At 34.9% G+C, this 20,090-nt stretch carries 22 protein-coding genes and 1 other annotated feature; of the genes, 10 read left to right on the forward strand and 12 right to left on the reverse strand.

The features are described from left to right. The first annotated feature begins 201 nt into the window (after positions 1-201). Both MKY00_RS25345 and MKY00_RS25350 read left to right on the forward strand, forming a co-directional pair. A complete protein-coding gene (locus MKY00_RS25345; protein WP_000530037.1) occupies positions 202-1,095 on the forward strand; it encodes a YitT family protein in 894 nt (297 codons plus the stop codon). A gap of 331 nt (positions 1,096-1,426) precedes the next feature. Next, positions 1,427-1,813: a DUF3938 domain-containing protein gene (locus MKY00_RS25350; RefSeq protein WP_001077770.1), complete on the forward strand. Its 387-nt coding sequence runs from the start codon at positions 1,427-1,429 to the stop codon at positions 1,811-1,813. Between the two features lie 118 nt (positions 1,814-1,931). Here the strand turns inward: MKY00_RS25350 and MKY00_RS25355 are convergent, their stop codons facing one another. From MKY00_RS25355 to MKY00_RS25405, 11 genes are all read right to left on the reverse strand, one after another. After that, positions 1,932-2,054 carry a hypothetical protein gene (locus MKY00_RS25355; protein ID WP_016718851.1) on the reverse strand — a complete coding sequence of 41 codons (123 nt, stop codon included), beginning with the start codon at positions 2,052-2,054 and terminating at the stop codon, positions 1,932-1,934. Continuing rightward, the gene (locus MKY00_RS25360; RefSeq protein ID WP_016718852.1) at positions 2,055-3,488 is read right to left on the reverse strand and encodes a sensor histidine kinase; all 1,434 of its coding nucleotides are present in this window, start codon (positions 3,486-3,488) and stop codon (positions 2,055-2,057) included. Then, complete coding sequence (locus MKY00_RS25365; protein WP_016718853.1) at positions 3,488-4,177, reverse strand: response regulator transcription factor; 690 nt, start codon at positions 4,175-4,177, stop codon at positions 3,488-3,490. Before MKY00_RS25365 ends, MKY00_RS25360 begins: the two co-directional genes overlap by 1 nt. Positions 4,178-4,189: 12 nt before the next feature. Further along, positions 4,190-4,960: an ABC transporter permease gene (locus MKY00_RS25370; RefSeq protein WP_016718854.1), complete on the reverse strand. Its 771-nt coding sequence runs from the start codon at positions 4,958-4,960 to the stop codon at positions 4,190-4,192. A gap of 10 nt (positions 4,961-4,970) precedes the next feature. Continuing rightward, complete coding sequence (locus MKY00_RS25375) at positions 4,971-5,789, reverse strand: ABC transporter permease subunit (protein WP_016718855.1); 819 nt, start codon at positions 5,787-5,789, stop codon at positions 4,971-4,973. Continuing rightward, entirely contained in the window at positions 5,786-6,514 is a 729-nt protein-coding gene (locus MKY00_RS25380; protein ID WP_000710432.1) for an ABC transporter ATP-binding protein, read from the reverse strand. Before MKY00_RS25380 ends, MKY00_RS25375 begins: the two co-directional genes overlap by 4 nt. Positions 6,515-6,763: 249 nt before the next feature. Further along, the gene (locus tag MKY00_RS25385; protein ID WP_000404784.1) at positions 6,764-6,904 is read right to left on the reverse strand and encodes a DUF3985 family protein; all 141 of its coding nucleotides are present in this window, start codon (positions 6,902-6,904) and stop codon (positions 6,764-6,766) included. Between the two features lie 96 nt (positions 6,905-7,000). Beyond that, positions 7,001-8,053 carry a M50 family metallopeptidase gene (locus tag MKY00_RS25390; RefSeq protein ID WP_033678579.1) on the reverse strand — a complete coding sequence of 351 codons (1,053 nt, stop codon included), beginning with the start codon at positions 8,051-8,053 and terminating at the stop codon, positions 7,001-7,003. Between the two features lie 42 nt (positions 8,054-8,095). Next, complete coding sequence (locus tag MKY00_RS25395) at positions 8,096-8,806, reverse strand: DUF3169 family protein (RefSeq protein WP_016718857.1); 711 nt, start codon at positions 8,804-8,806, stop codon at positions 8,096-8,098. Further along, entirely contained in the window at positions 8,793-9,014 is a 222-nt protein-coding gene (locus tag MKY00_RS25400) for a helix-turn-helix transcriptional regulator (protein ID WP_000776164.1), read from the reverse strand. Before MKY00_RS25400 ends, MKY00_RS25395 begins: the two co-directional genes overlap by 14 nt. A 202-nt stretch (positions 9,015-9,216) precedes the next feature. Next, positions 9,217-9,831 carry a DedA family protein gene (locus MKY00_RS25405; protein WP_000454756.1) on the reverse strand — a complete coding sequence of 205 codons (615 nt, stop codon included), beginning with the start codon at positions 9,829-9,831 and terminating at the stop codon, positions 9,217-9,219. Positions 9,832-10,235: 404 nt separating this feature from the next. Between MKY00_RS25405 and MKY00_RS25410 the strand changes: the two genes are divergently transcribed. The 6 genes from MKY00_RS25410 (at position 10,236) to MKY00_RS25435 (ending at position 14,990) form a co-directional block, all read left to right on the forward strand. Then, complete coding sequence (locus tag MKY00_RS25410; protein ID WP_000388750.1) at positions 10,236-10,679, forward strand: DUF3978 domain-containing protein; 444 nt, start codon at positions 10,236-10,238, stop codon at positions 10,677-10,679. Positions 10,680-10,709: 30 nt separating this feature from the next. Continuing rightward, complete coding sequence (locus MKY00_RS25415; RefSeq protein WP_000735048.1) at positions 10,710-11,171, forward strand: L,D-transpeptidase; 462 nt, start codon at positions 10,710-10,712, stop codon at positions 11,169-11,171. 364 nt (positions 11,172-11,535) lie between these two features. Next, entirely contained in the window at positions 11,536-12,201 is a 666-nt protein-coding gene (locus tag MKY00_RS25420; RefSeq protein ID WP_000148833.1) for a response regulator transcription factor, read from the forward strand. Further along, positions 12,179-13,621: a sensor histidine kinase gene (locus MKY00_RS25425; RefSeq protein WP_000201975.1), complete on the forward strand. Its 1,443-nt coding sequence runs from the start codon at positions 12,179-12,181 to the stop codon at positions 13,619-13,621. The genes MKY00_RS25420 and MKY00_RS25425 overlap by 23 nt, the downstream gene beginning before the upstream one ends. Positions 13,622-13,760: 139 nt before the next feature. Next, entirely contained in the window at positions 13,761-14,663 is a 903-nt protein-coding gene (locus MKY00_RS25430; protein WP_000410497.1) for an EamA family transporter, read from the forward strand. A gap of 72 nt (positions 14,664-14,735) precedes the next feature. Further along, the gene (locus MKY00_RS25435; RefSeq protein ID WP_000154154.1) at positions 14,736-14,990 is read left to right on the forward strand and encodes a hypothetical protein; all 255 of its coding nucleotides are present in this window, start codon (positions 14,736-14,738) and stop codon (positions 14,988-14,990) included. Between the two features lie 41 nt (positions 14,991-15,031). Here MKY00_RS25435 and metG read toward each other — a convergent pair whose 3' ends face one another. Continuing rightward, complete coding sequence (gene metG / locus MKY00_RS25440) at positions 15,032-16,666, reverse strand: methionine--tRNA ligase (protein WP_016718858.1); 1,635 nt, start codon at positions 16,664-16,666, stop codon at positions 15,032-15,034. A gap of 50 nt (positions 16,667-16,716) precedes the next feature. Then, positions 16,717-16,987: a binding site (T-box leader), on the reverse strand. Between the two features lie 114 nt (positions 16,988-17,101). Between metG and MKY00_RS25445 the strand changes: the two genes are divergently transcribed. Further along, on the forward strand, positions 17,102-17,920 hold the full coding sequence (locus MKY00_RS25445) for a class I SAM-dependent methyltransferase (protein WP_016718859.1): 819 nt from the start codon (positions 17,102-17,104) through the stop codon (positions 17,918-17,920). Positions 17,921-18,332: 412 nt separating this feature from the next. Further along, positions 18,333-20,027 (forward strand): methyl-accepting chemotaxis protein, encoded by a 1,695-nt coding sequence (locus MKY00_RS25450; protein ID WP_016718860.1) that lies wholly within the window; start codon positions 18,333-18,335, stop codon positions 20,025-20,027. The last annotated feature ends 63 nt before the right edge of the window (positions 20,028-20,090 follow it).

The raw sequence follows: 20,090 nt of genomic DNA on the forward strand, positions 1-20,090 counted from the left end.
ATTTTGCATATTTTCTCAAGAAAACAATAATTAAGAAACATTGTATTCGCTTTCTTTAGTATATTCACACACATCAATGAATAGGCTTGATTTATTAGAAATTTATAAAATTTTTGCATTATAATAAAACTATTGCCAGTTTTTGAAAAAACCTTTATTCTCTTCTTGTAATCAAAAATGAATATGGAGATGAAACATACTATGGGTCAACTAGGAGACGCCGATTACGTTCCCGACACCGCCTTTTTATCCTTCCCAGCAGCTAAAACATTTCACTTAGAATTTATCATACAGTTGGTTGTTATTTTCGTAGCTTCTATTTTGTATGCAATTTCTATGAATATGTTCTTTATCCCGCATAACATGATTAGCGGTGGATTCGCTGGAGTAGGGATGATTATCGGTTATTTAATGCACTACAATATCGGTGCACTTATCTTTTTACTAAACATTCCTCTTCTTATTTTAAGTCACTTTTACTTAGGCAAGAAGACAACCTTTTTAACAGCGTACTTTGTAGCTGTATCATCATTAGCGATGAACATTATCCCTGTACACCAAGTTTCAGACGATATTTTACTATCTTCTGTATTCGGCGGTGTAATCTGCGGAGCAGCTTCAGGAATCATATTCCGATTTGCTTCTTCAACAGGTGGATTTGATGTTGTTGGATTAATTGTAGCGAAATATCGCGATGTTTCAATTGGAGCAATCATATTTGTATTCAACTTAATCTTACTTGTTGTAGCAGGATTTATTTTCGGATGGGATATTACACTTTATACGTTAATTAGTCGATTTGTAGTCAGCAAAGTGATCGATGCTGTGCATACGAAACATATTAAATTGACGATAATGACAATTACAGAAAAAGGCGAGGAAATAAAAAGCGCCCTACTACATCACGGCATACGTGGCGTGACGATGGTAGATGCTGTCGGCGGCTATACAAACCATAAGAAAAAAATGATTTACACTGTCGTGACTCGCTATGAGTTAGGCGAAATGAAACGTATTATCCGTCAAGTGGATAACAAAGCATTTATGAATATTACTGAAACAGTTGAAATTGTCGGCCGTTTCAAACGTATATAAAAAAGCGCAAGGAATGGTATTTCCTTGCGCTTTTTATTTTTTACACTTATTACAAAATCAGATAATTCTATTATTATGCCTCTAAATATGTTATAATGAAAACAGACTCACAAAAAAAGAGTATATAGACTTGGAAGTTTCTCTTATTTTACAAGCAAAAAGAAACGAGCAGTCGGGTATATTTCAGACATCATACACGTAACGGTTTAAAAAACCGATCACTCTTCAATAATCTTTTTATAAAAAGATACGTACAACTAAAACTCACTTCAATATACTATACCTACCTTTTTGACTTCCAAATCATCTTATTACATAAGGAGATGAACATATGAATCAATATATACGATATACAATAGCTGTCCTGTTTGCTATTATCGGCGGAACAATCTGCTTCTGGACAAACACTCAGCTTGGAGAGAATATCATTTTTAATGGAATCGAAACACTTGTAAGCGCTTCAATTTTAGGTGGATACATTTTCTTCCTCTTTAATCCAGAAGAAAATGCGCAAAAAACAATGTTATTAACAATGATCGGAATCGTTGGCGGATGTATTTCCTACTCAATGACTAACTATACATTACCACTTCAATTAAGCTCAGCTTTCTTCCACGGTCTATGGACTTGGTTCATTGCATTCTGTCTAGCTGATGTATTCAACCTATTACAAGACAACGAAGAAGAAAACGGTCGCCAAATTGAAAGTAACTCGTAAGCTGGAAGGGATTCTTCCAGCTTTTTTTATGTTGGTTTGCATACCACGGCATCACAATAAAAAGAAGTTACCCTCACGGCAACTTCTTTCCCATATACCCCATCCAGTATCAACCGGATTATATCAGCGATTTTTCAAATATATCGACGATTTCTCCACTTATATCAGCGATTTTTTCATTATATCGACGGTTCGACACAGGATATCGACTTACCGACATTTTTCGACAATCAATTTTCATCTATATACCTCCGCTCGGAATCCGAAACGAAACGTGTGCCCCGCCTCTCACCTCACTATTTTCTACCTGAGTTTTACCACCATGCTTCTCAACAATTGTCTTAGCAATATATAACCCGAGTCCAAAATGCTCCTTGCTTCCTGAACGCGACTGATCTCCCTGATAAAAACGTTGTAATACTTTTTTCAAATCTCCTTCTTGAAACCCAGGCCCTGAATCATATACATGAAACTCTATTGCGTCATGCCAAGCACATACTTTCAAAAGCATCTTCCCTGACACCGGAGTAAATCGAACTGCATTCATTACGATGTTGTCCATTACTTGACTGATTCGCTCTTGATCAAATACTAAGCTTTGTATATCCTCATTATTTTCAAAGATGACATCCCAATCAATTTCTTTTTTTCTAGCTATGCATTCGTATTCTTCTAGTTTTTTAAGAAAGAATGGATTTATATGTACTTTATTTAAACGTAATTGAAATGAGAAACTCTCTAGCTCATTTACTATTTGGAACTCCTCAAGAAGCTTTGTCATTCTGTTTGTGTTTCTTTCAATCGTTTGTAAATACCGATGTAACAAATCTTCATTTTTCCATAAACCACTTTGCAAACCTTCTGTATGACCTTGCACAATCGTTAATGGCGTTTTTAAATCGTGAGAAATAGCTCTAATATATTCTCTCCTTTCTTCTTCTAACTCCCATTGTCGTGACAAACTAGTAGCTAGCGCTGCACGCATATTTTCAAACGAACTGACTAATTCACCAATTTCATTTTTCGCGTTGTACTCTAAATGAAAATTTAAATCCTGCTCTTGAATTCTTTTTGAGGCCTCTGATAGTTCAACTAGTGGTTTCTTTATTCTTTTTCCCATTCGATTTGAAATAATGTAGGACAAAATTGTAATGTATATAAAGGGTGAAGCTAAAAATAAGATTACAAAAAAGGAATCAACTGCCGAAGCAGTAGATATTGTTAAATGATAATTAAACCCTATCGCTCCTTGTAAATCTCCATTCCTATCTACTAAAGGCAGATATGTCGTAACTTCATTATCATCTTCTTCACCATAAATATTTGTATTAATAACACTCGAAATCGGTCTCTCATTTGTTATTAATTTCTTGTTATATGTACCATAAGAAATATCTCCTTGCCTATTAACAATTTGATATTTAATTCCCTCTTTAGGGACAATTTTCTCTAATCCATTTCGCTCTTTCTCATTTAACAATAGTATGCCTTTATCTTTTACATATTCTTTTATCATAGGTATTTTCTGTTCATAATAATTCGCAGGAAATACTTTCCCATTCTTCGTTAGCCAATACCAACCACTAGCCGCTGTTAAAACCGTTAGTATTAAACTACCAAGTAGAACTATTAAGAAGCCAGCTACTAGCTGTTGTTTAATCCTTAACCTTTGCATCAATTCTGTACACTCCACTTATATCCAATTCCCCACACCGTTTGAATATATGTATTTTCTCTGTCATATACACTAAGCTTTGTTCTAATTTTCTTTATATGCTCAACTACAGTAGAGACATCACTTTCACTATCATATCCCCAAATCTTTTCAAACAGCTGCTCTTTCGTCAAAACTTGACCAGCATGAAGTGCTAACATTTTCACAACTTCATACTCTTTTTTTGTAAAATGAATTTTTTCTTTCCCAGTCATTATTTCGTAGTTTTGCAAATCTATTAATATACTTCCATAGCGTAGAAATTCCTTTTGATCCACCATTCTTAAATCTGTCGTACGGCGCAAATTGGCAACAATTCTCGCTTTCAACTCTTTTAAACTAAATGGCTTACTAATATAATCGTCTCCACCAATCAATAAACCTTCTATCCGAGACCGTTCACTACTATCCGCACTTAAAAATAAGATTGGGCATGCATAAGACTCTCTCATCTTCTCGCAAACTTTAAACCCATTCATATCTGGCAACATAACGTCTAAAATAATGAGATCCACGCTATTATCTAATTTCTTCAAAGCTTCTTCACCACTTAATGCACTTCTTACTTCATACCCTTCCATGACAAGACTATCTTCAATAAATGTAAGAATATCTGGTTCATCGTCTACAAGTAGTATTTTGCTCGTCACGGCAAGTCCCCCCTAATTAAATATATCTTTTTTACACCAACTAAACATAGCCGCTATTGCACATCCTCCTAAAATTGTACCATTTATCAGGTAAAATGTTCCTTTCCCCTCACTTAATATTCTTAGAATTGATCCACTTCCAATTACAAAATAACTTAATTCTTCATTCACATATAAACTTGCTACTAATAAACCGACTATTACAAAATACGTAATGATAGCGTTTTGAAACCACAGACTTACAAAACTACTCAACATTGTTAAAGCACTTGCTATAAACCATAGTATTAAATAATATTTTACAGTATATAAAATAGAAGCATTCGCACTATAAATGACTTGTTTATCTAAAAAGAATGTCTCTTCTGCACGCCTTATAAAAAATGTTCCATATATATAACTCTCAATGAATGCCATTAACAAAAACAAACTTACAATGCTCATTTGAGTAATCCATTTCGCCAATAATAATTCCCATCTACCTACGGGACGAATCATAACAAGCCGATACGCACCAGATGAAATTTCACTATTAAAACTATCAATAAATAAGATTGGAAAAATTAATAAGAATAACGTAAAATACCATTCTCTTGTAACTGCGACAGGAAAGTTTAAATTACTTAAGATTACTTCTGTTCCTTTTGTATCATAAATAGCAACTCCAAAAGTATGAACCCATACGCTATGCAAAATAAGTAGCAGCCCAAAAATAGCTATTAATGCTTTCGTCTTTTTTCTATTAAAAATCCGTTCAAATTCACTTATAAGTATTTGTCTCATTCTTCACACCTCACACAAAATTATCTTTTTTCCCTATCCAATAAACTGTTACAGTATTACAAACAACAATGTATAGTAGTAAAACTACAGATCCAAAAAGAATCATTCTTGAGCTACCAGATAAAGATATAGCAATTCCTTCATGTTGCAATTTAATTAAAGAAGAATAATTAATATAAAGAAAAGTCGGGGATTGGCCTATCACTAACGCCATCGCTGGGTATCCAAAGGAAAATATAATGAATCCCATACCGAGAAGAGTCGCACTTGTTGTCGATTTACTTATAACCGACAGCATAATTAATATGCTAGCCATTGCTACTAAAGTAAGATAAGCAATTCCGTAATAAGAAATACAGTATAAGAACACGCCAAGTGCATTCGTTTTTTCCGTATGATAAAACAAAAGAATATTCGGTTCATGCTCAAAGAAAATATAGCCAATACAATAACTGCAAATAAAATAAACACTTATAAATAGCAAACTTACCGCTACTATCGTAATTATTTTTGCAATCAGAACCTCCGAATACGTATATGATCTTTGGATTACCATCCTAATTTGACCGCTATGATACTCTTGAGCAAACACAAGAACAATTAAAACGAGTAAAACAAGATTACATATACTCATAAGCATTTCAGATAATGCAAGGACGGGGAACGAATTCGCATATGTATAATCAACCGCTATCCTTTCGACCTCTTGATTATGTTTTAAATAGTACTTAGCAGCCCCAAGTAACATCACTGGTATCATCAAAAAACAAAGCCATGTTACTTTCTTCGCCCAAAGCCGCTCCCATTCCGAGCGTACTAACATCATCATGAGCTCATCATCTCCACGAAAATATCTTCTAATTCTTTATTCCTTCCTTGCAATTCTTCCGTCGTTCCCCGCCATATTAATGATCCTTCTCGAATCATGACCCATGAATCACACATAAGCTCCAATTCACGAATTAAATGGCTAGAAATGAAAAAAGTAATGCCCTTCTCACGCTGTAAGTCGAGTACAATTTTACGAAGCTGCTTAATTCCAACTGGATCTAATCCATTAGACGGTTCATCCAAAATGATAAAATCTGGATTCCCAAGAAGCGCCTGTGCAATACCTAAACGCTGCTTCATCCCTAACGAATACGTACCAACTTTATCGTCAGCACGATTTTCTAAACCGACGATTTCTAATACTTGCTGCACTTTATTTTCAAGAACTTCTCCACCAGTACGTAACGTAATCCTCCCTAGATTCCGCAAATTTTTTCGTCCTGACATATAAGGGAAAAAAATTGGAGCCTCTACAATTGCGCCTACATGCTGAAGAGCTTCTTTCCGATTTTTTTGTACGCTAATACCATTAACTAATATCTCTCCTTCATTTGGTCGAATTAACCCCATAATTGTTCGAATAAGAGTTGTCTTCCCAGAACCATTTGGCCCAACAAAACCACAAATCTCATTTTTATAAACAGAAAAAGACATATGACTTAGCAACGTTCTCCCCTTCACCTTTTTCGTCACATCTCTTACTTCTAAAACCGCTTTTTTCATCTCTACCGCCTCCTTACTCTAAGAATAGAAGGTAAAAATAAACAATTTATAAACAAATAAAAAGAAGTTACCCTCACGGCAACTTCTTTTCCATATACCCCATCCAGTATCAACCGGATTATATCAGCGATTTTTCAAATATATCGACGATTTCTCCACTTATATCAGCGATTTTTTCATTATATCGACGGTTCGACACAGGATATCGACTTACCGACATTCTTCGACAATCAAGACGCTCAACATACCCTATCCCCCAAGCAATTTACTGCCGAACTCTACGATTAAAAAGATAATTAATAGGATCGCGAGTATTTTTAATGCTACATATGCCACTTTAAAAACAACATAAATGAGCAAGACGATTAAAATAATCGTTAAAATTTCCATCTAGAATTCCTCCAAGCTTTGCTCTTCACATCTTATTTTACTCGCCCCACACTTTTTATGGAACGGCATAAGACGACATAGAAAAAAGAGGATACCTCACCCATCGTAAGATACCCTCTTCTTTAGCTGCTCAAACCATTCTCTCTCTAATTGTAAATATCCCATTTCACTATTCTCAGCGCTCTTCAATTCTTTATCCGCTTTCCTCATATAAATGTGTGACGCTTCCATATCGCCCTCTAAATATTTAATAATTCCTTGTGTACGATAATATCCGTTTAGGTCCATTTTTGTAATAGCCTTCCCATGTTCCTTCGCTTCTTGCAAAGAAAGACGATCCATCTCATAAAGAGCTTTATATAAAAGGTACCAACTATGAAAACTACTAACGAAAAACTTATTTTCTTTCGTTACAGGTTGTCGAACAATTGGTTCTATATACGGTATCGCTCTTTCCATTCCCTCTTGATCAGCTCTAGCATAAAAAACGAGCATAAGTCCGCTCATTATATCTCTTATACTTTTATCCTCTTTTAATTTTTCCTCACTAAGCTCTATTAATCTCTCATCCCAATCTTTCGGCCTTTTATAACTAAATAATTCACTCGATACTTGAATGTTATATAAATGCTGCTTAGCCTTTTCATCATCTTTAATTAAAAGAAGAAATTGCATGCCATCACTCAAAAACGTTCCTTTTATCGGTACGATTGTAGCTGCAAAAATCACAAAGTGTAAAACAGAAAAATATAAAAGATATTGATAATAACTCACCATGTATATGTAACCGGAAGTAATACCAAATAATAAACTCGTAATCGGTCCACCTAAAGTCATCCACGCCCATTTTTTTGAAAGATTCGGTGTCTCTATAGAAGGAGGCACTAACATCGCCACGCCTCCAAAGTACATCCACAATTTATTTTCTCGAATGCGTACTTTCCCCTTCTCTTTTTGAAAAGTAATCGGCCCTACTGTCATAAATTTAAAATTCAAACCGCCTATTAAACCAAACACTACATGTCCTAGCTCATGAATAGCTAGCACTAATAAAAAAACCCCAAATAATTCCCATACATCCAATATTACTTCTAATTTCCCAGTTCGGATTACTCCGTATAAAATGGACAGAATTAGCGCCACTGTCATTGAGCCAGCTGGCCTTCTTAAAATATCCACCTTTTTCTCCCCTTAATAAATCATTTTTCTATGCATTTCGTACATGAATTTTCCAAGATGCAATATCCAAATAAATGAGATTAAGCCAATTAATACAAAGTTGATATCACTAGCCACCGTATATATAACGGCAGCCCACCATACATATGCCAATATTGTATTCGTAAATTCATATGCTTTATATCCAGCCTCATGCACAATATGTTTTAATCCTTCATCTGCGTTTTTCGTCCACATTTTCATAGATTCCATATATGTTACACCTTGTTCAGGATATAGCTTATTATAACGATTTTTTGTTATGAGCCCACTAATCACTACAATAGTTAAACAAACGATAGAAGCTACTAAATTCCACACTGCAAATGAAACATTTGTATCCTGCAACAGTGCACGTCTACATGCAATAACTGCATATACAAACCATGCTTGCGTAACTATATCACCTATACGTAAATACATAATTACAATTCCTAATTTTCTACCTTGTACACTCTCTTCTTCATCACGTGCCTCCGCTAACATACGTGTATTCTTCCAAGTGTAATACATCATTACCATTCCAAAAAGAGTACATACCCCTATTAATATATTGGGTGATAATTTTCTCGGTTCATCCGAGAGTAAATCTAAAGCTATATAAGATGCAAAAAAGCCACCTACCATACTTAATATGAGTTTGCAAAAATTTAAAAATTGTTTTCCAAATTTACTCTTCACCATCATCTTCCCCCTCCACCAACATAAATATTTCCTCCACCGGTACGTTGAAAATTTGTGCAATTTTTAACGACAATACGATAGATGGTGCATAATCCCCGCGCTCAATTAAACTAATCGTTTGCCGCGATGATCCAATCGCTTTCCCTAAATCCCCTTGTGATAAACGATGCTTTGCCCGCAATTCTCTCACTCGATTTTGAAGCTTCATGTCTTCCCTCTTTTTCATTTATTTAATCAAATTGTAAATAATACCCTTATTTTTGTCGATTATAATTGTCATTTTGACGTTAATAATTGACAATTATAACCTATGGGATTTTAAACTGATAAACAAACAAAAGCTTATTAAAATAAAAAAGGCAGTGCATCTGCACTGCCTTCCTAAATTCTGACATAGAATGGATTCCATATTAACTTGCGTTTTGTAAGAATGCTCGTTTTAACTGTTTGCGGAAACGAACTCCTAACGTAATTGCTACAATCGCAATCACTCCAAAAATAATTTTACCAATGTGACCTTCTAGCGCTCCAAAAATATCATGTAAGTTTCCACCTAACCAGTAACCACCGATTAAGAAGAATGATACCCAAAATAGAGCACCTGAGTAAATTGTAATTGCAAAACGGCGGAATGGTAAGTTAATAATTCCTGCAAAGTATCCTGTAAAGTGACGTACACCAGGAATAAAGAAACCGATAAAAATCAAGAAGTATCCATACTTATCAAACCACATTCTTGTTAAGTCGATTTTTCTTTGTGTTAAAAATACGTATTTCCCATACTTTTGAACAAAGGGCATTCCTAATTTATTTCCTAAAAAGTATTGGATTGTCATTCCTACACTTGTCCCAATAAAGGATAGGATAATTAAAATCGGTAAACTTAAATCACCCTTATGTGCTAAAAATCCCGCATATGCTAACGTTGGCTCTCCCGGAAACGGAAGTGCAATATATTCTAACAGCAAACCAACAAGTACAACATAGTACCCGTATTGCTGAAATAATTCATGAATCCATTCCATGTCATCTCTCCTTTCAATCACGTGCAACTTCTTACTAATATTGTATAAAAAAATTGTCGAAATAACTATCACAATAGCTTACATTTTTATTACATTTTTGTAAGGCTCTCACTAAACTTTTACGTTCATTATGTACTCTCATTTTAAAACAATTTAACAAGTATACACTGCGAAAAATCAGGACCTTAATATGCACTTTTTATCCATTTTTTAACACTTAAAAATCGTTATATTTTGTTCTTAATAAAAAACCACTACAAACTCATACTAACTTCATATTAGCTTCATATACGTATTGTAAGATTATATCGGAATTTGTTTAAAAATTTAACCAATATATGACTAAACATTAATTTGAATAAATATTAATCGCTTTTCGAAATTGAAAAAAGGGTGAATAAAAAATGGAAGCTTATAAAATGCACGATTTTATTAATACAAATGTTGAATCTCACCAAAATGAAACCGTTTTTAATTTGCACATATGTGAAACAAATGAATTTGACGTAAGTTTAACAAAGTCTACAACACTGTCTTTTATCGTTTCAAAAAAGAACATTAAGATTGTTACGAAAAAATGGATTAATTCAAATCAAGAAAGCATGATTGGCAAAAGCTACATCATTCCAACGAAAGCTTTTCACTACTTCTTACCAATTATTTCTGAAACTGAAGATGAATTAAATATTCAAATTCAAAGTTTTGGACTACATGGCGAACTTTTATTAAATGAAAGATTACTTATTGATAAAAACAACAAACACAATGCCAAAATTACTACCTTCTTTGAAACATTAGATGAAAATGTAAATAAAGTATTACGAGGATTGCAAATTCATTGTATGTAAGACTATTACAATAGTAAAAAGGAGAACATAATGAAAAAACTATTATTAAGCGCACTATTATCATTAGGATTTCTAACTATTCCATTCACAAATGCTGAGGCAGCTGCAACAAATGATCAGCTTATCGTGAATACACAGTTAAATAAAATGGATTATTATCAAAACGGAAAATTCATAAAAAGTTTTACTGTCGCTACTGGAAAGGCAGCTACTCCTACACCTAAAGGTACTTTTCAAATCGTAAATAAAATTAAAAATCGTCCTTATTACACAGGCAAAATTAAAGGCGGCGATCCGCGCAATCCACTTGGTGACCGTTGGCTCGGACTAAACATGGCAGGAACTTACGGAACAACTTATGCGATTCATGGTACGAACAATAATCAGGCAATTGGTAAGTGGACAACATTAGGTTGTATTCGTATGTATAACAATGATATACACTGGTTATTTGAGCGTATTCCCCAGCAAGCTACTGTCACTGTAAAATAACCTCAAAGCGCGATTTACGTGTAGCCAAGAATTTTATGTCTTGGCTTATTTTATTTCTTCATTTACAGTAGCAAAACAACTGTATTTACATATATAATAGGAATAGATTGTGTTAGGTAACATCCAAACATTGATAAACATGGATATTAAAATTATACAGTTATAATATTTTATAAATTTTATAATACATACTATAATAGAATTACTGTAATTCTTAAATATTCAGTTTCACTAAACAACTCCCCTTGCTACTTTCATGATTATTTTATGGCAGGGGCTTATTATATGTATAAACAATCTGAGTCATCGAAAAAATGATGAATTCGAATATTGCAGTTAAAAGCGTTATTTAGGAGGTGTTACTATGACGCATATACTGGTGATTGAAGACAACCCAGATATACAAGAACTAATTCGTGAATTTCTAATGGCACAAAACTTTACTGTTGATGTCGTTGGTGCTGGAACAGAAGGTATACTTCTTTTCCAAAAAAATTCATACGATCTTGTCCTCCTTGATGTGATGTTACCAGATATAGATGGCTATAGTATTTGTAAAATTATGCGAGGACAATCTGATGTACCAATCATTATGTTAACAGGCTTACATAATGAAGAAAGTGAAATTAAAGGATTTGAATTAGGTATTGATGACTATATTACGAAACCGTTCCATTACACCGTATTTATTAAACGTGTAGAAGCTGTATTAAGAAGGGCAGCAACGAAGGAAGCCGAAGCTGCGACTATACTACAATTCCATGAATTGATGTTAAATTCTACAGCATACGCCGCTTATGTTCATGGTAATCAAATTGAATTGACAACAAAAGAATTTGAAATTATTTATACTTTACTGCAAAATCGAGGAAAAGTATTATCAAGAAGTGATTTGTTGAATAAGGTATGGGGCTATGAACATTATGGTGATGTAAGAGTTATAGATACACACATTAAAAACTTACGAAAAAAATTAGGAATTCCTTATATTAAAACGGTGAAAGGCATTGGCTACAAAATCGAATCGTAGCAAAGACAACATCACCAAAAATATTTTCATCAAAACCTTATTATTTTGTATTCTTTTATCACTTTGTCTTTATCAAGTTATTTACTTCTTAGCTTCAAACTACGATAAAGAACGTTTTGCGAAAGAAAATGGAACGCATACTACAGAACAAGCGGATTCAGATAAACAAAACGACCAAAGTAAAACGAATCAAAATAAAGCTGTATCACAGGGGGACATGTTTAATTTCCAATCTGCTATTATAGATTATAATTCTCTCTCTACAGCTATCAATCACCTTTTGCAGCCTAGCCAAACTGCAAAAGCAAAAGAACATACTCAAAATATTTCGGGGAAAAATAGCGCTTCTGCTCCACTTACAGAAACGGAAAAGCAAGTCGCTACTAATGATGCCTTACATAAACAAAATGCAGCAAGTAAAGCAAATGATGCACAAGATAATCCAAAATTAACAGATGTACTGCAGCAATTAGCTCCACATATTGGCGCAACAATGCTTGCACTCTCTCTGCTTGGATCTTTAATTTATGCAAAACTAATTGCTAAACCTTTTCAATATATGAGTGATGCTTTAAAAGATATTATGAATCTTGATTTCTCAGATAAAAAGCTACTCAACAAAAATACTGATCAAACAGATTTTAATTTACAAGTAGCTGCTTCACAAATACCAAATATAGTGAAGAATTTGCATGCGAGCAATCAAGATTTAAGAAATGAACTCAAAAAGGAGCAACAATTAGAACAATCCCGTAAAGAATTTATGTCTATGGTTTCCCATGAATTAAAAACACCAATCGCAGCCGTTATGGGACAACTAGATGGCATGATTCACGGAATTGGAGCTTATAAAGATAGAGATAAATATTTAAAACGCTCCTATGAAATGATGCAAGACATTAACATATTAACGGAAAAAATGTCGGAATTATCCAAAATACAAAACCCTCAATTTAAACCTGATTTAAAAGTTATCTCATTAACTAATATTATTGAGGACGTTATGAAGAAAGTAGATTATTTCGTATCTGTAAAGCAGTTAAATGTTCAATCTAACATTAAACAAGATGTACAAGTTTTAGCTGATCCCAAATTTATTCAAACTGCCATTTTTAACATTATTTCAAATGCAATTCATTATACAATTGACCATCAGCATGTATATATAAAGCTTTATGAAAAGCCAAACGGTTACGCATTAGAAGTATTAAATACAGGTTCACAAATAGATGAGGATAAACTTGCCCATTTATTTGAGCCATTCTATCGCGCAAACCCTGACAAACACGGCTTAGTACAAGGTAGTGGTCTTGGGTTATACATTGTAAAACAAATACTAGATAAACATCAATTTCCTTATGGTATACAAAACACGCCTCAAGGTGTAAAATGTTCTATTGTATTCCCAAAAGCAATGTAAAAACCTACTACAATTTCATATCCCAAATTCATACTTCGTATGAGTGGCGGAATTTTGTAGAGTATATGACTCTGTTTCGTTCGCCCGTTATCCTTATTTGGATAGCGGGCGTTTTTTATTATGTAAAAGGAGGATTTTCATGGAGAAATTTAAGTACTCATTACTCGTTTTATTCGGAGCTTGTAGCTACGGCGTACTTTCAACTATTTTCAAACTCGGATTCATTGATGGATTTTCAGCCCATCAACTATTAGGAGGTCAATATGTCTTCGGATGGATCGGTCTTCTTCTGCTCGTTCTTTTCGTTTCACGTCATAAAGTAACAAAAAAGCAATTCTTTTCCTTACTAACAGTTGGCACAACGATGAGTATGACCGGTATCTTCTACGCTATTTCGGTAGAAGAACTACCAGCATCTATCGCTGTCGTCCTACTTTTCCAGTTCACATGGATTGGTGTCGTTATTGAAGCCATTGCAAATCGAACATTTCCAAGTCGTGAGAAAGTTATATCTATCATTATTTTATTTACTGGTACATTGTTTGCAGGCGGTGTCTTTGAAGGCCTCGGACAAAACTTTTCCACAAAAGGTATGATCTTTGGTCTATTAGCCGCTGTCTCTTTTTCATTCTATGTTTTTGCAAGTGGGCGTGTTGCTACAGAAGTTCCGCCTTATACGAAAAGCTTTCTTATGACAACAAGCGCTACTCTTATCGTATGTCTATTCTTCCCGCCAACCTTTTTAACAGACGGTGCTTTGCAAGATGGCCTATGGAAATATGCTTTCTTCCTCGGGTTGTTCGGCGTTGTCGTACCTGTCATTTGTTTTTCAATTGGCGTACCGAAAGTAGGAACAGGACTTGGTACAATACTAGGAGCAGCTGAATTACCAACGGCCATTATCGCTTCTATTACACTTGTACATGAAGTCGTAACGTTCATGCAGTGGATTGGGATCATCTTTATACTACTTGGAATTTTTACTCCTCAGCTACTTACCGCTAGGAAAGAAAAGAAACATAGTAGCGTGCATAGTGCATGAAAATAGAAACTTGCATATAAATGTAAATACAGTTACAATGTGGTATAATTTCAAATCTATTTGGAGGTATAAATGACTATTTTAAGCGTAGCCTTTTTTGCCATTATGTGTATCTTCTTCCTAATAAGATATATGAAAGAAAAGAAATTTTACGATGTGCTCCTCATTCCCATTTGCATATATGCTGGGGCAGTCAAAACCCCTTTGGTGGAGTACTTAAACTTTAATACCACATTCAAAATAACATATGATATTGCAGCTATTATTCTCGTAATCCTTGCTGTGCTGTTCTTCTTAAAGGATAAGAAAGAGAATCCTACTGCATAACAAAAGACCTTTCATATATTTGAAAGGTCTTTTTCTCTATCTCACTTTACTGCTCCATATAACTTCTCTATCTCACACTCAATTTGTTTTACATCAATCCGTTCAAATAGTGGCTGTACACTATCAATTCTATTCGGCAACGTGGTTTGAGGCTCCCAATTTCGGTTCACAATCGATAATGTGTTTCTAACTCTTTCACTTGAAAATGGTAAAAACGGTTCAAGGAGATTTACAAAATTAGCGATGAGATACACACAATTATAAATCGTTTCTTCGCATGAAACTGGATCATCTTCCCTTTGTTTCCAAGGCTGCCTCTCATCAAAGTATTTATTTGCAAAACGTACTGCATCAAATATTGATTCTAGCGCCACCTTAAATTTAGTTTGCTCAATCGCCTCTCCTACATGTTTATATAATCCTTCTATTTTATCTTTCAGCTCTACATCAATACTTCCCTTCGGCACGATACCACCATAGTACTTTTCAATAAATTTTAATGTTCGGTTCACAAAGTTTCCGTATGCACCTAACAATTCACTATTATGACTGTAAATAAATTCCCGCCATGAAAAGTCAGTGTCACGATTTTCTGGTGCGTTCACTGTTAAAAAGTAACGAATAGAATCCGGATCATAGCGTTCTAATATATCAGGCACCCATATTGCCCAGTTTTTACTTGTAGATAATTTTCTTTTTTCCACTGTTAAATATTCATTCGAAACGATATGACGAGGAATTGCCCCTTCTCCTATTCCAAGCAATACCGCTGGCCAAATGATAGAATGAAACGGAATATTATCCTTTCCGTGCACATAATATGTTTTCGCTTCTCTATCCCAAAACTCTTGATCATCTTTCCCTGTTTTTTCAGCCCAATGTTTACTCGCCGAATAATATCCTGTCACTGCTTCAATCCATACGTAAATTTTCTTATCTTCATACCCTTCTACTGGAATTGGTACCCCAATTGGTAAATCACGTGATACAGCCCTATCTAGTAACCCTTCCTTTACGTATCTTTCTGTTAGCTGAATTGCATTGTCGCGCCATGTTCCTGTTTGTTTTGCTGTTTCTACAGCCACTTTGATTTGCTCCTGAAATGTATGCAATGCGAAATAGAAATGCTCTGTTTCCTGTACGGATGGTGTACTACCACATAACTTACATTTCTTTTCTAACAAATCGAGTGGATCTAAAATAGCTGAACACGCATCACATTGATCTCCTCTTGCTGCTTCATGACAATGCGGACATATTCCTTCTACATAACGATCAGGTAAAAACTGCGTACACGTTTCGCAATATGCTTGTTCCACTGTTTTTTTATAAATATGGCCTTCTTCTAATAAACGTAAAAAAACTTTTTGAACCGTTTTATGATGGTGCTCACTATCTGTACGTGTATAGCAATCATACGTAAAACCAAGGTTACGAAAACATCGCTGGAACTCTTCATGATACTGATCAGCAATGTCCTTCGCCGTCATACCTTCTTGTTTTGCCCGAATTGCAATTGGTGTTCCATTACAATCACTTCCCGAAACATACAACACATTCTCACCTTTTGCCCGATAATAACGTGCTAAAATATCTCCAGGTAACAAACTCGCAATATGTCCAAGATGTAACGAACCATTTGCATACGGCCAAGCGCCTCCAATAAAAATACTCATCTTACATTCCTCCTTTAAAATATAAAAAGCCCCGCCCTTATCTAAAAAAAGATAAGGGCGGGGCTGTATAAACAGTCGCGGTACCACCTTATTTCGCCAATTACTCACATAATTAGCCTTAACAAGTACGGAGCTATATGCTCTTATACTGTGGTTTTGATAACGAGTACCAACTCTCGTCGCCGCCTACTATTATCATTTCATAAGTTCAGGACGAAGCTCAAAGGCCATTGTTCAAATGAATATTCTTGCTTCTTCTCAGCTACCGAAGCTCTCTGGACAGAATGATTTCATTCTACTTTTCCTTTTCAACGCTTTTACGTATAACAAGTATTGTACGACTTAATAACAGAAAAATCAAACTTTTGTCCAAAAAGAAAAGGAAATCCCATCCTCCCGCCGAATACCTATACGTTCACAAAAGGAGTGATATGATTGAATCAAAAACAACTAAGCGCGCGGAATGAAAAAAGCTGGAATGCAGCTGCTTATGAAGCTTGGACGAATCGCCATGGGGCCCCAGCAGATTATGCAAAAAAGCTTATGGAAGATCCCATGCGCGAGGTAGATCACTATTTACCTTACATACAATCTCCAAAAGGAAAACGTATTATTAATTTACTCGGGTCAAAAGGAAATAAAGCTGTTGCTCTCGCTCTTTTAGGAGCTGACGTAACGGTTGTTGATATTTCAGCAAGTAATGCAAAATATGCAAATGAACTTGCGGACGCAGCAGGTGTCTCTATTCAGTATGTCGTTTCTGATGTATTACATGTGCAACTATCAGAGTCATTCGATATCGTATTGCTGGAACTTGGTGTACTCCATTACTTTCTCGATTTAAAACCGCTTTTTCAAAAAATTGCTACCTTGCTTAAGCAAGATGGAATGCTTATCCTTCGTGACTATCATCCTGTTTACACGAAATTATTAGGAGTCGACCACCCATCATTTCAGGCCAATGGAAATTATTTTGATGAAGAATTGATTGAAGATGATGTTGCTTATAGCATTCTTCTTACAGAAGCACAGAAAGAATCGCTACCTAAAACAACTATCCGTCGCTGGACGCTAGGAGAAATCATTACAACGCTCGCGGAAGCACATTTTAAAATTGAAAAACTAGTTGAAGAACACGGGCCACATCAAAGATGGGTCTTCCCTCCTACTGCACCGGAAGGAATGGAAGAACGTGTGCCAGGCCTATATACATTAATTGCAACAGCATGCAAAAAAGGATCCCTTCACGGATAGGATCCTTTTTGCATGCTCACGCATATAAGTTGAGGTTGGAGATTACCATAATTCTGTAGAATAGGACACAAGATATTTCAACATTTCGTCTCTGACTTACGTCGTCAAAAAGGGGTATGACCAACATAACGAAGAGTAATGTTATTAGTTGATACTGATAATCGTTATCAACTAATTAGAAGTATACATGATGTTTTTTCAAATTACAATAGCATTTCTAATTTTTATTTATGAATTTTTTGATATACAAATGTATACATTTTAAGAACATTTACTCATACTGATTTGCTATCTTCCATTATCTGCTATAATTTTCATTGAACAGATTAATAACTTCATAATAATGTTTTTATTAACTCTGTATTAACATTTATAAATCATAATAAATAGTTTTTAAAAGGTAGGGGTAACGATGAAATATGTTAGCATTCGAAAAAAACTACTGTTCACACTCTTAAGTATTTGTTCCTTATTTAGCATTGCTCTTATTGTTATTCTTTCATTCGCCATGAATCAAGCAAATGAAGTCGAAACCTTAAAAAATGATGTATCCAAAAGAGCAACCATTTTAAAAGAACGTGGTGATTGGTTCCAAGCACAAGTTGCTGGTTTACAAGAATATTTACTGTCACATGATCAAAAAGGATTGGATAAATTCAACCGAGAAGGAAAAAAACTAGCTGATACGAGAGAAAAAGTAACTAGTGATAAAAAACTTTCGGAAGGAATGAAAGAAGCCATTTTAATGGGTGGAAAATGGCGAAGCGTCATAGATAATGAAGTCCTCCCTCTCGCTCGCGAAGGAAAATGGGACGAAGCATCCAAAATCGCTTTAGCTCAAACCGATTATGTAAACGACCTTTTAAGTCGTTTTACGAAATATGCAAATGAAGAAAATGATAAACGTGACGCATTAATTGCTGACGTAGAATCTTCTTCATCTCTTATTCAATATATTATTTTCTTCTCACTTATTACATGTACAGTAACATCTATTTTATTAGCATGGTGGTTCTCTGGTAAACTCGTTAAACCGATACGACAAATTGATGAGAAATTAAAAGAATTAGCTTCTCAAGATGGTGATTTAACTGCTAGGCTGCACGTAACGAGTAAAGATGAAATCGGTGATATCGCCAATTCCTTTAATCAAATGCTCGCTAACTTACAACGTATCATACAACAAGTGCAACAAACATCAACAAGTGTAAAAGAAGCATCTGAAAATGTGTTTATTGAAACAACTGCTTCTATGGAAAATACAGCAAAAACGCAAGAAACTATGAATGCTCTTGAGCATAATATTCGTTCACAAGTCTCCAGCATCGAAGAAAGTTCAACTGCAATGGACGATATGGCAACGAGTGTTCAACGTATTGCAGAATCCGCCTCTTCTGTTGCTAGCCTAACTGTTACTACTTCAGAAAAAGCTGATAGTGGGAATAAAGTCATTGAGAAATCTATTACACAAATGCATACCATTAATGAAGCTGTGAACGCTACATCACAAGTAGTGGAACGACTCATTACACATACAAATCATATTGATACTGCACTTCAATCTATTTCTAATATCGCGGAACAAACGAATTTACTTGCTTTAAATGCTTCCATTGAAGCGGCTCGTGCTGGTGAACATGGAAAAGGCTTCGCTGTTGTTGCCGATGAAGTACGAAAGCTTGCTGAACAATCTCAGCTAGCAGCAACTGATATTAACCATTTACTTCATCAAATTCAAGCAGATACAAAAATAGCAAATGAAATGATGACGCAAGGTCAGTCAGAGGCTTCTGAAGGCATTACAGTCATTCGTACTGCAGGATCTTCATTCTCAGAAATTGTTAACCACATTAACAAAGTCTCTACACAAATGCAGGAGGTGTCTGCAACTGCTGAAGAAATGGCCGCAAGTTCTGAAGAAATGAATGCAGCTTTAAATAACATCGCTTCTATTTCAAGTGAAGTTGCCGCCGAAACATCACAAACAGCAACTTCAGCTGGTGACCAAGTAAACAAAATGAGTGTCGTTGCTAAAAAAGCATCTGAAATGAAAACGACCGTACAAGAACTTGAAGTTCTCGTTTCTCATTTTAAAACAAATGCTTAAAGTGAAAAAAGAGAGATTTACAATCTCTCTTTTTTCACTTTAAAATATCTCTTTCTATCTCTC

Origin of the sequence: Bacillus sp. FSL R9-9834 (genome assembly GCF_038006905.1) — a bacterium.
Lineage (GTDB): Bacteria > Bacillota > Bacilli > Bacillales > Bacillaceae_G > Bacillus_A > Bacillus_A pacificus.

Excerpts from the sequence above, each read along its gene's own strand:
- MKY00_RS25345 (WP_000530037.1), top strand. The coding sequence starts at position 202 with ATGGGTCAACTAGGAGACGCCGATTACGTTCCCGACACCGCCTTTTTA.
- MKY00_RS25350 (WP_001077770.1), top strand. The coding sequence starts at position 1,427 with ATGAATCAATATATACGATATACAATAGCTGTCCTGTTTGCTATTATC.
- MKY00_RS25355 (WP_016718851.1), bottom strand. The coding sequence starts at position 2,054 with ATGAAAATTGATTGTCGAAAAATGTCGGTAAGTCGATATCCTGTGTCG.
- MKY00_RS25360 (WP_016718852.1), bottom strand. The coding sequence starts at position 3,488 with ATGCAAAGGTTAAGGATTAAACAACAGCTAGTAGCTGGCTTCTTAATA.
- MKY00_RS25370 (WP_016718854.1), bottom strand. The coding sequence starts at position 4,960 with ATGAGACAAATACTTATAAGTGAATTTGAACGGATTTTTAATAGAAAA.
- MKY00_RS25375 (WP_016718855.1), bottom strand. The coding sequence starts at position 5,789 with ATGATGATGTTAGTACGCTCGGAATGGGAGCGGCTTTGGGCGAAGAAA.
- MKY00_RS25380 (WP_000710432.1), bottom strand. The coding sequence starts at position 6,514 with ATGAAAAAAGCGGTTTTAGAAGTAAGAGATGTGACGAAAAAGGTGAAG.
- MKY00_RS25385 (WP_000404784.1), bottom strand. The coding sequence starts at position 6,904 with ATGGAAATTTTAACGATTATTTTAATCGTCTTGCTCATTTATGTTGTT.
- MKY00_RS25390 (WP_033678579.1), bottom strand. The coding sequence starts at position 8,053 with ATGACAGTGGCGCTAATTCTGTCCATTTTATACGGAGTAATCCGAACT.
- MKY00_RS25395 (WP_016718857.1), bottom strand. The coding sequence starts at position 8,806 with ATGGTGAAGAGTAAATTTGGAAAACAATTTTTAAATTTTTGCAAACTC.
- MKY00_RS25400 (WP_000776164.1), bottom strand. The coding sequence starts at position 9,014 with ATGAAGCTTCAAAATCGAGTGAGAGAATTGCGGGCAAAGCATCGTTTA.
- MKY00_RS25405 (WP_000454756.1), bottom strand. The coding sequence starts at position 9,831 with ATGGAATGGATTCATGAATTATTTCAGCAATACGGGTACTATGTTGTA.
- MKY00_RS25410 (WP_000388750.1), top strand. The coding sequence starts at position 10,236 with ATGGAAGCTTATAAAATGCACGATTTTATTAATACAAATGTTGAATCT.
- MKY00_RS25415 (WP_000735048.1), top strand. The coding sequence starts at position 10,710 with ATGAAAAAACTATTATTAAGCGCACTATTATCATTAGGATTTCTAACT.
- MKY00_RS25420 (WP_000148833.1), top strand. The coding sequence starts at position 11,536 with ATGACGCATATACTGGTGATTGAAGACAACCCAGATATACAAGAACTA.
- MKY00_RS25430 (WP_000410497.1), top strand. The coding sequence starts at position 13,761 with ATGGAGAAATTTAAGTACTCATTACTCGTTTTATTCGGAGCTTGTAGC.
- MKY00_RS25435 (WP_000154154.1), top strand. The coding sequence starts at position 14,736 with ATGACTATTTTAAGCGTAGCCTTTTTTGCCATTATGTGTATCTTCTTC.
- metG (WP_016718858.1), bottom strand. The coding sequence starts at position 16,666 with ATGAGTATTTTTATTGGAGGCGCTTGGCCGTATGCAAATGGTTCGTTA.
- MKY00_RS25450 (WP_016718860.1), top strand. The coding sequence starts at position 18,333 with ATGAAATATGTTAGCATTCGAAAAAAACTACTGTTCACACTCTTAAGT.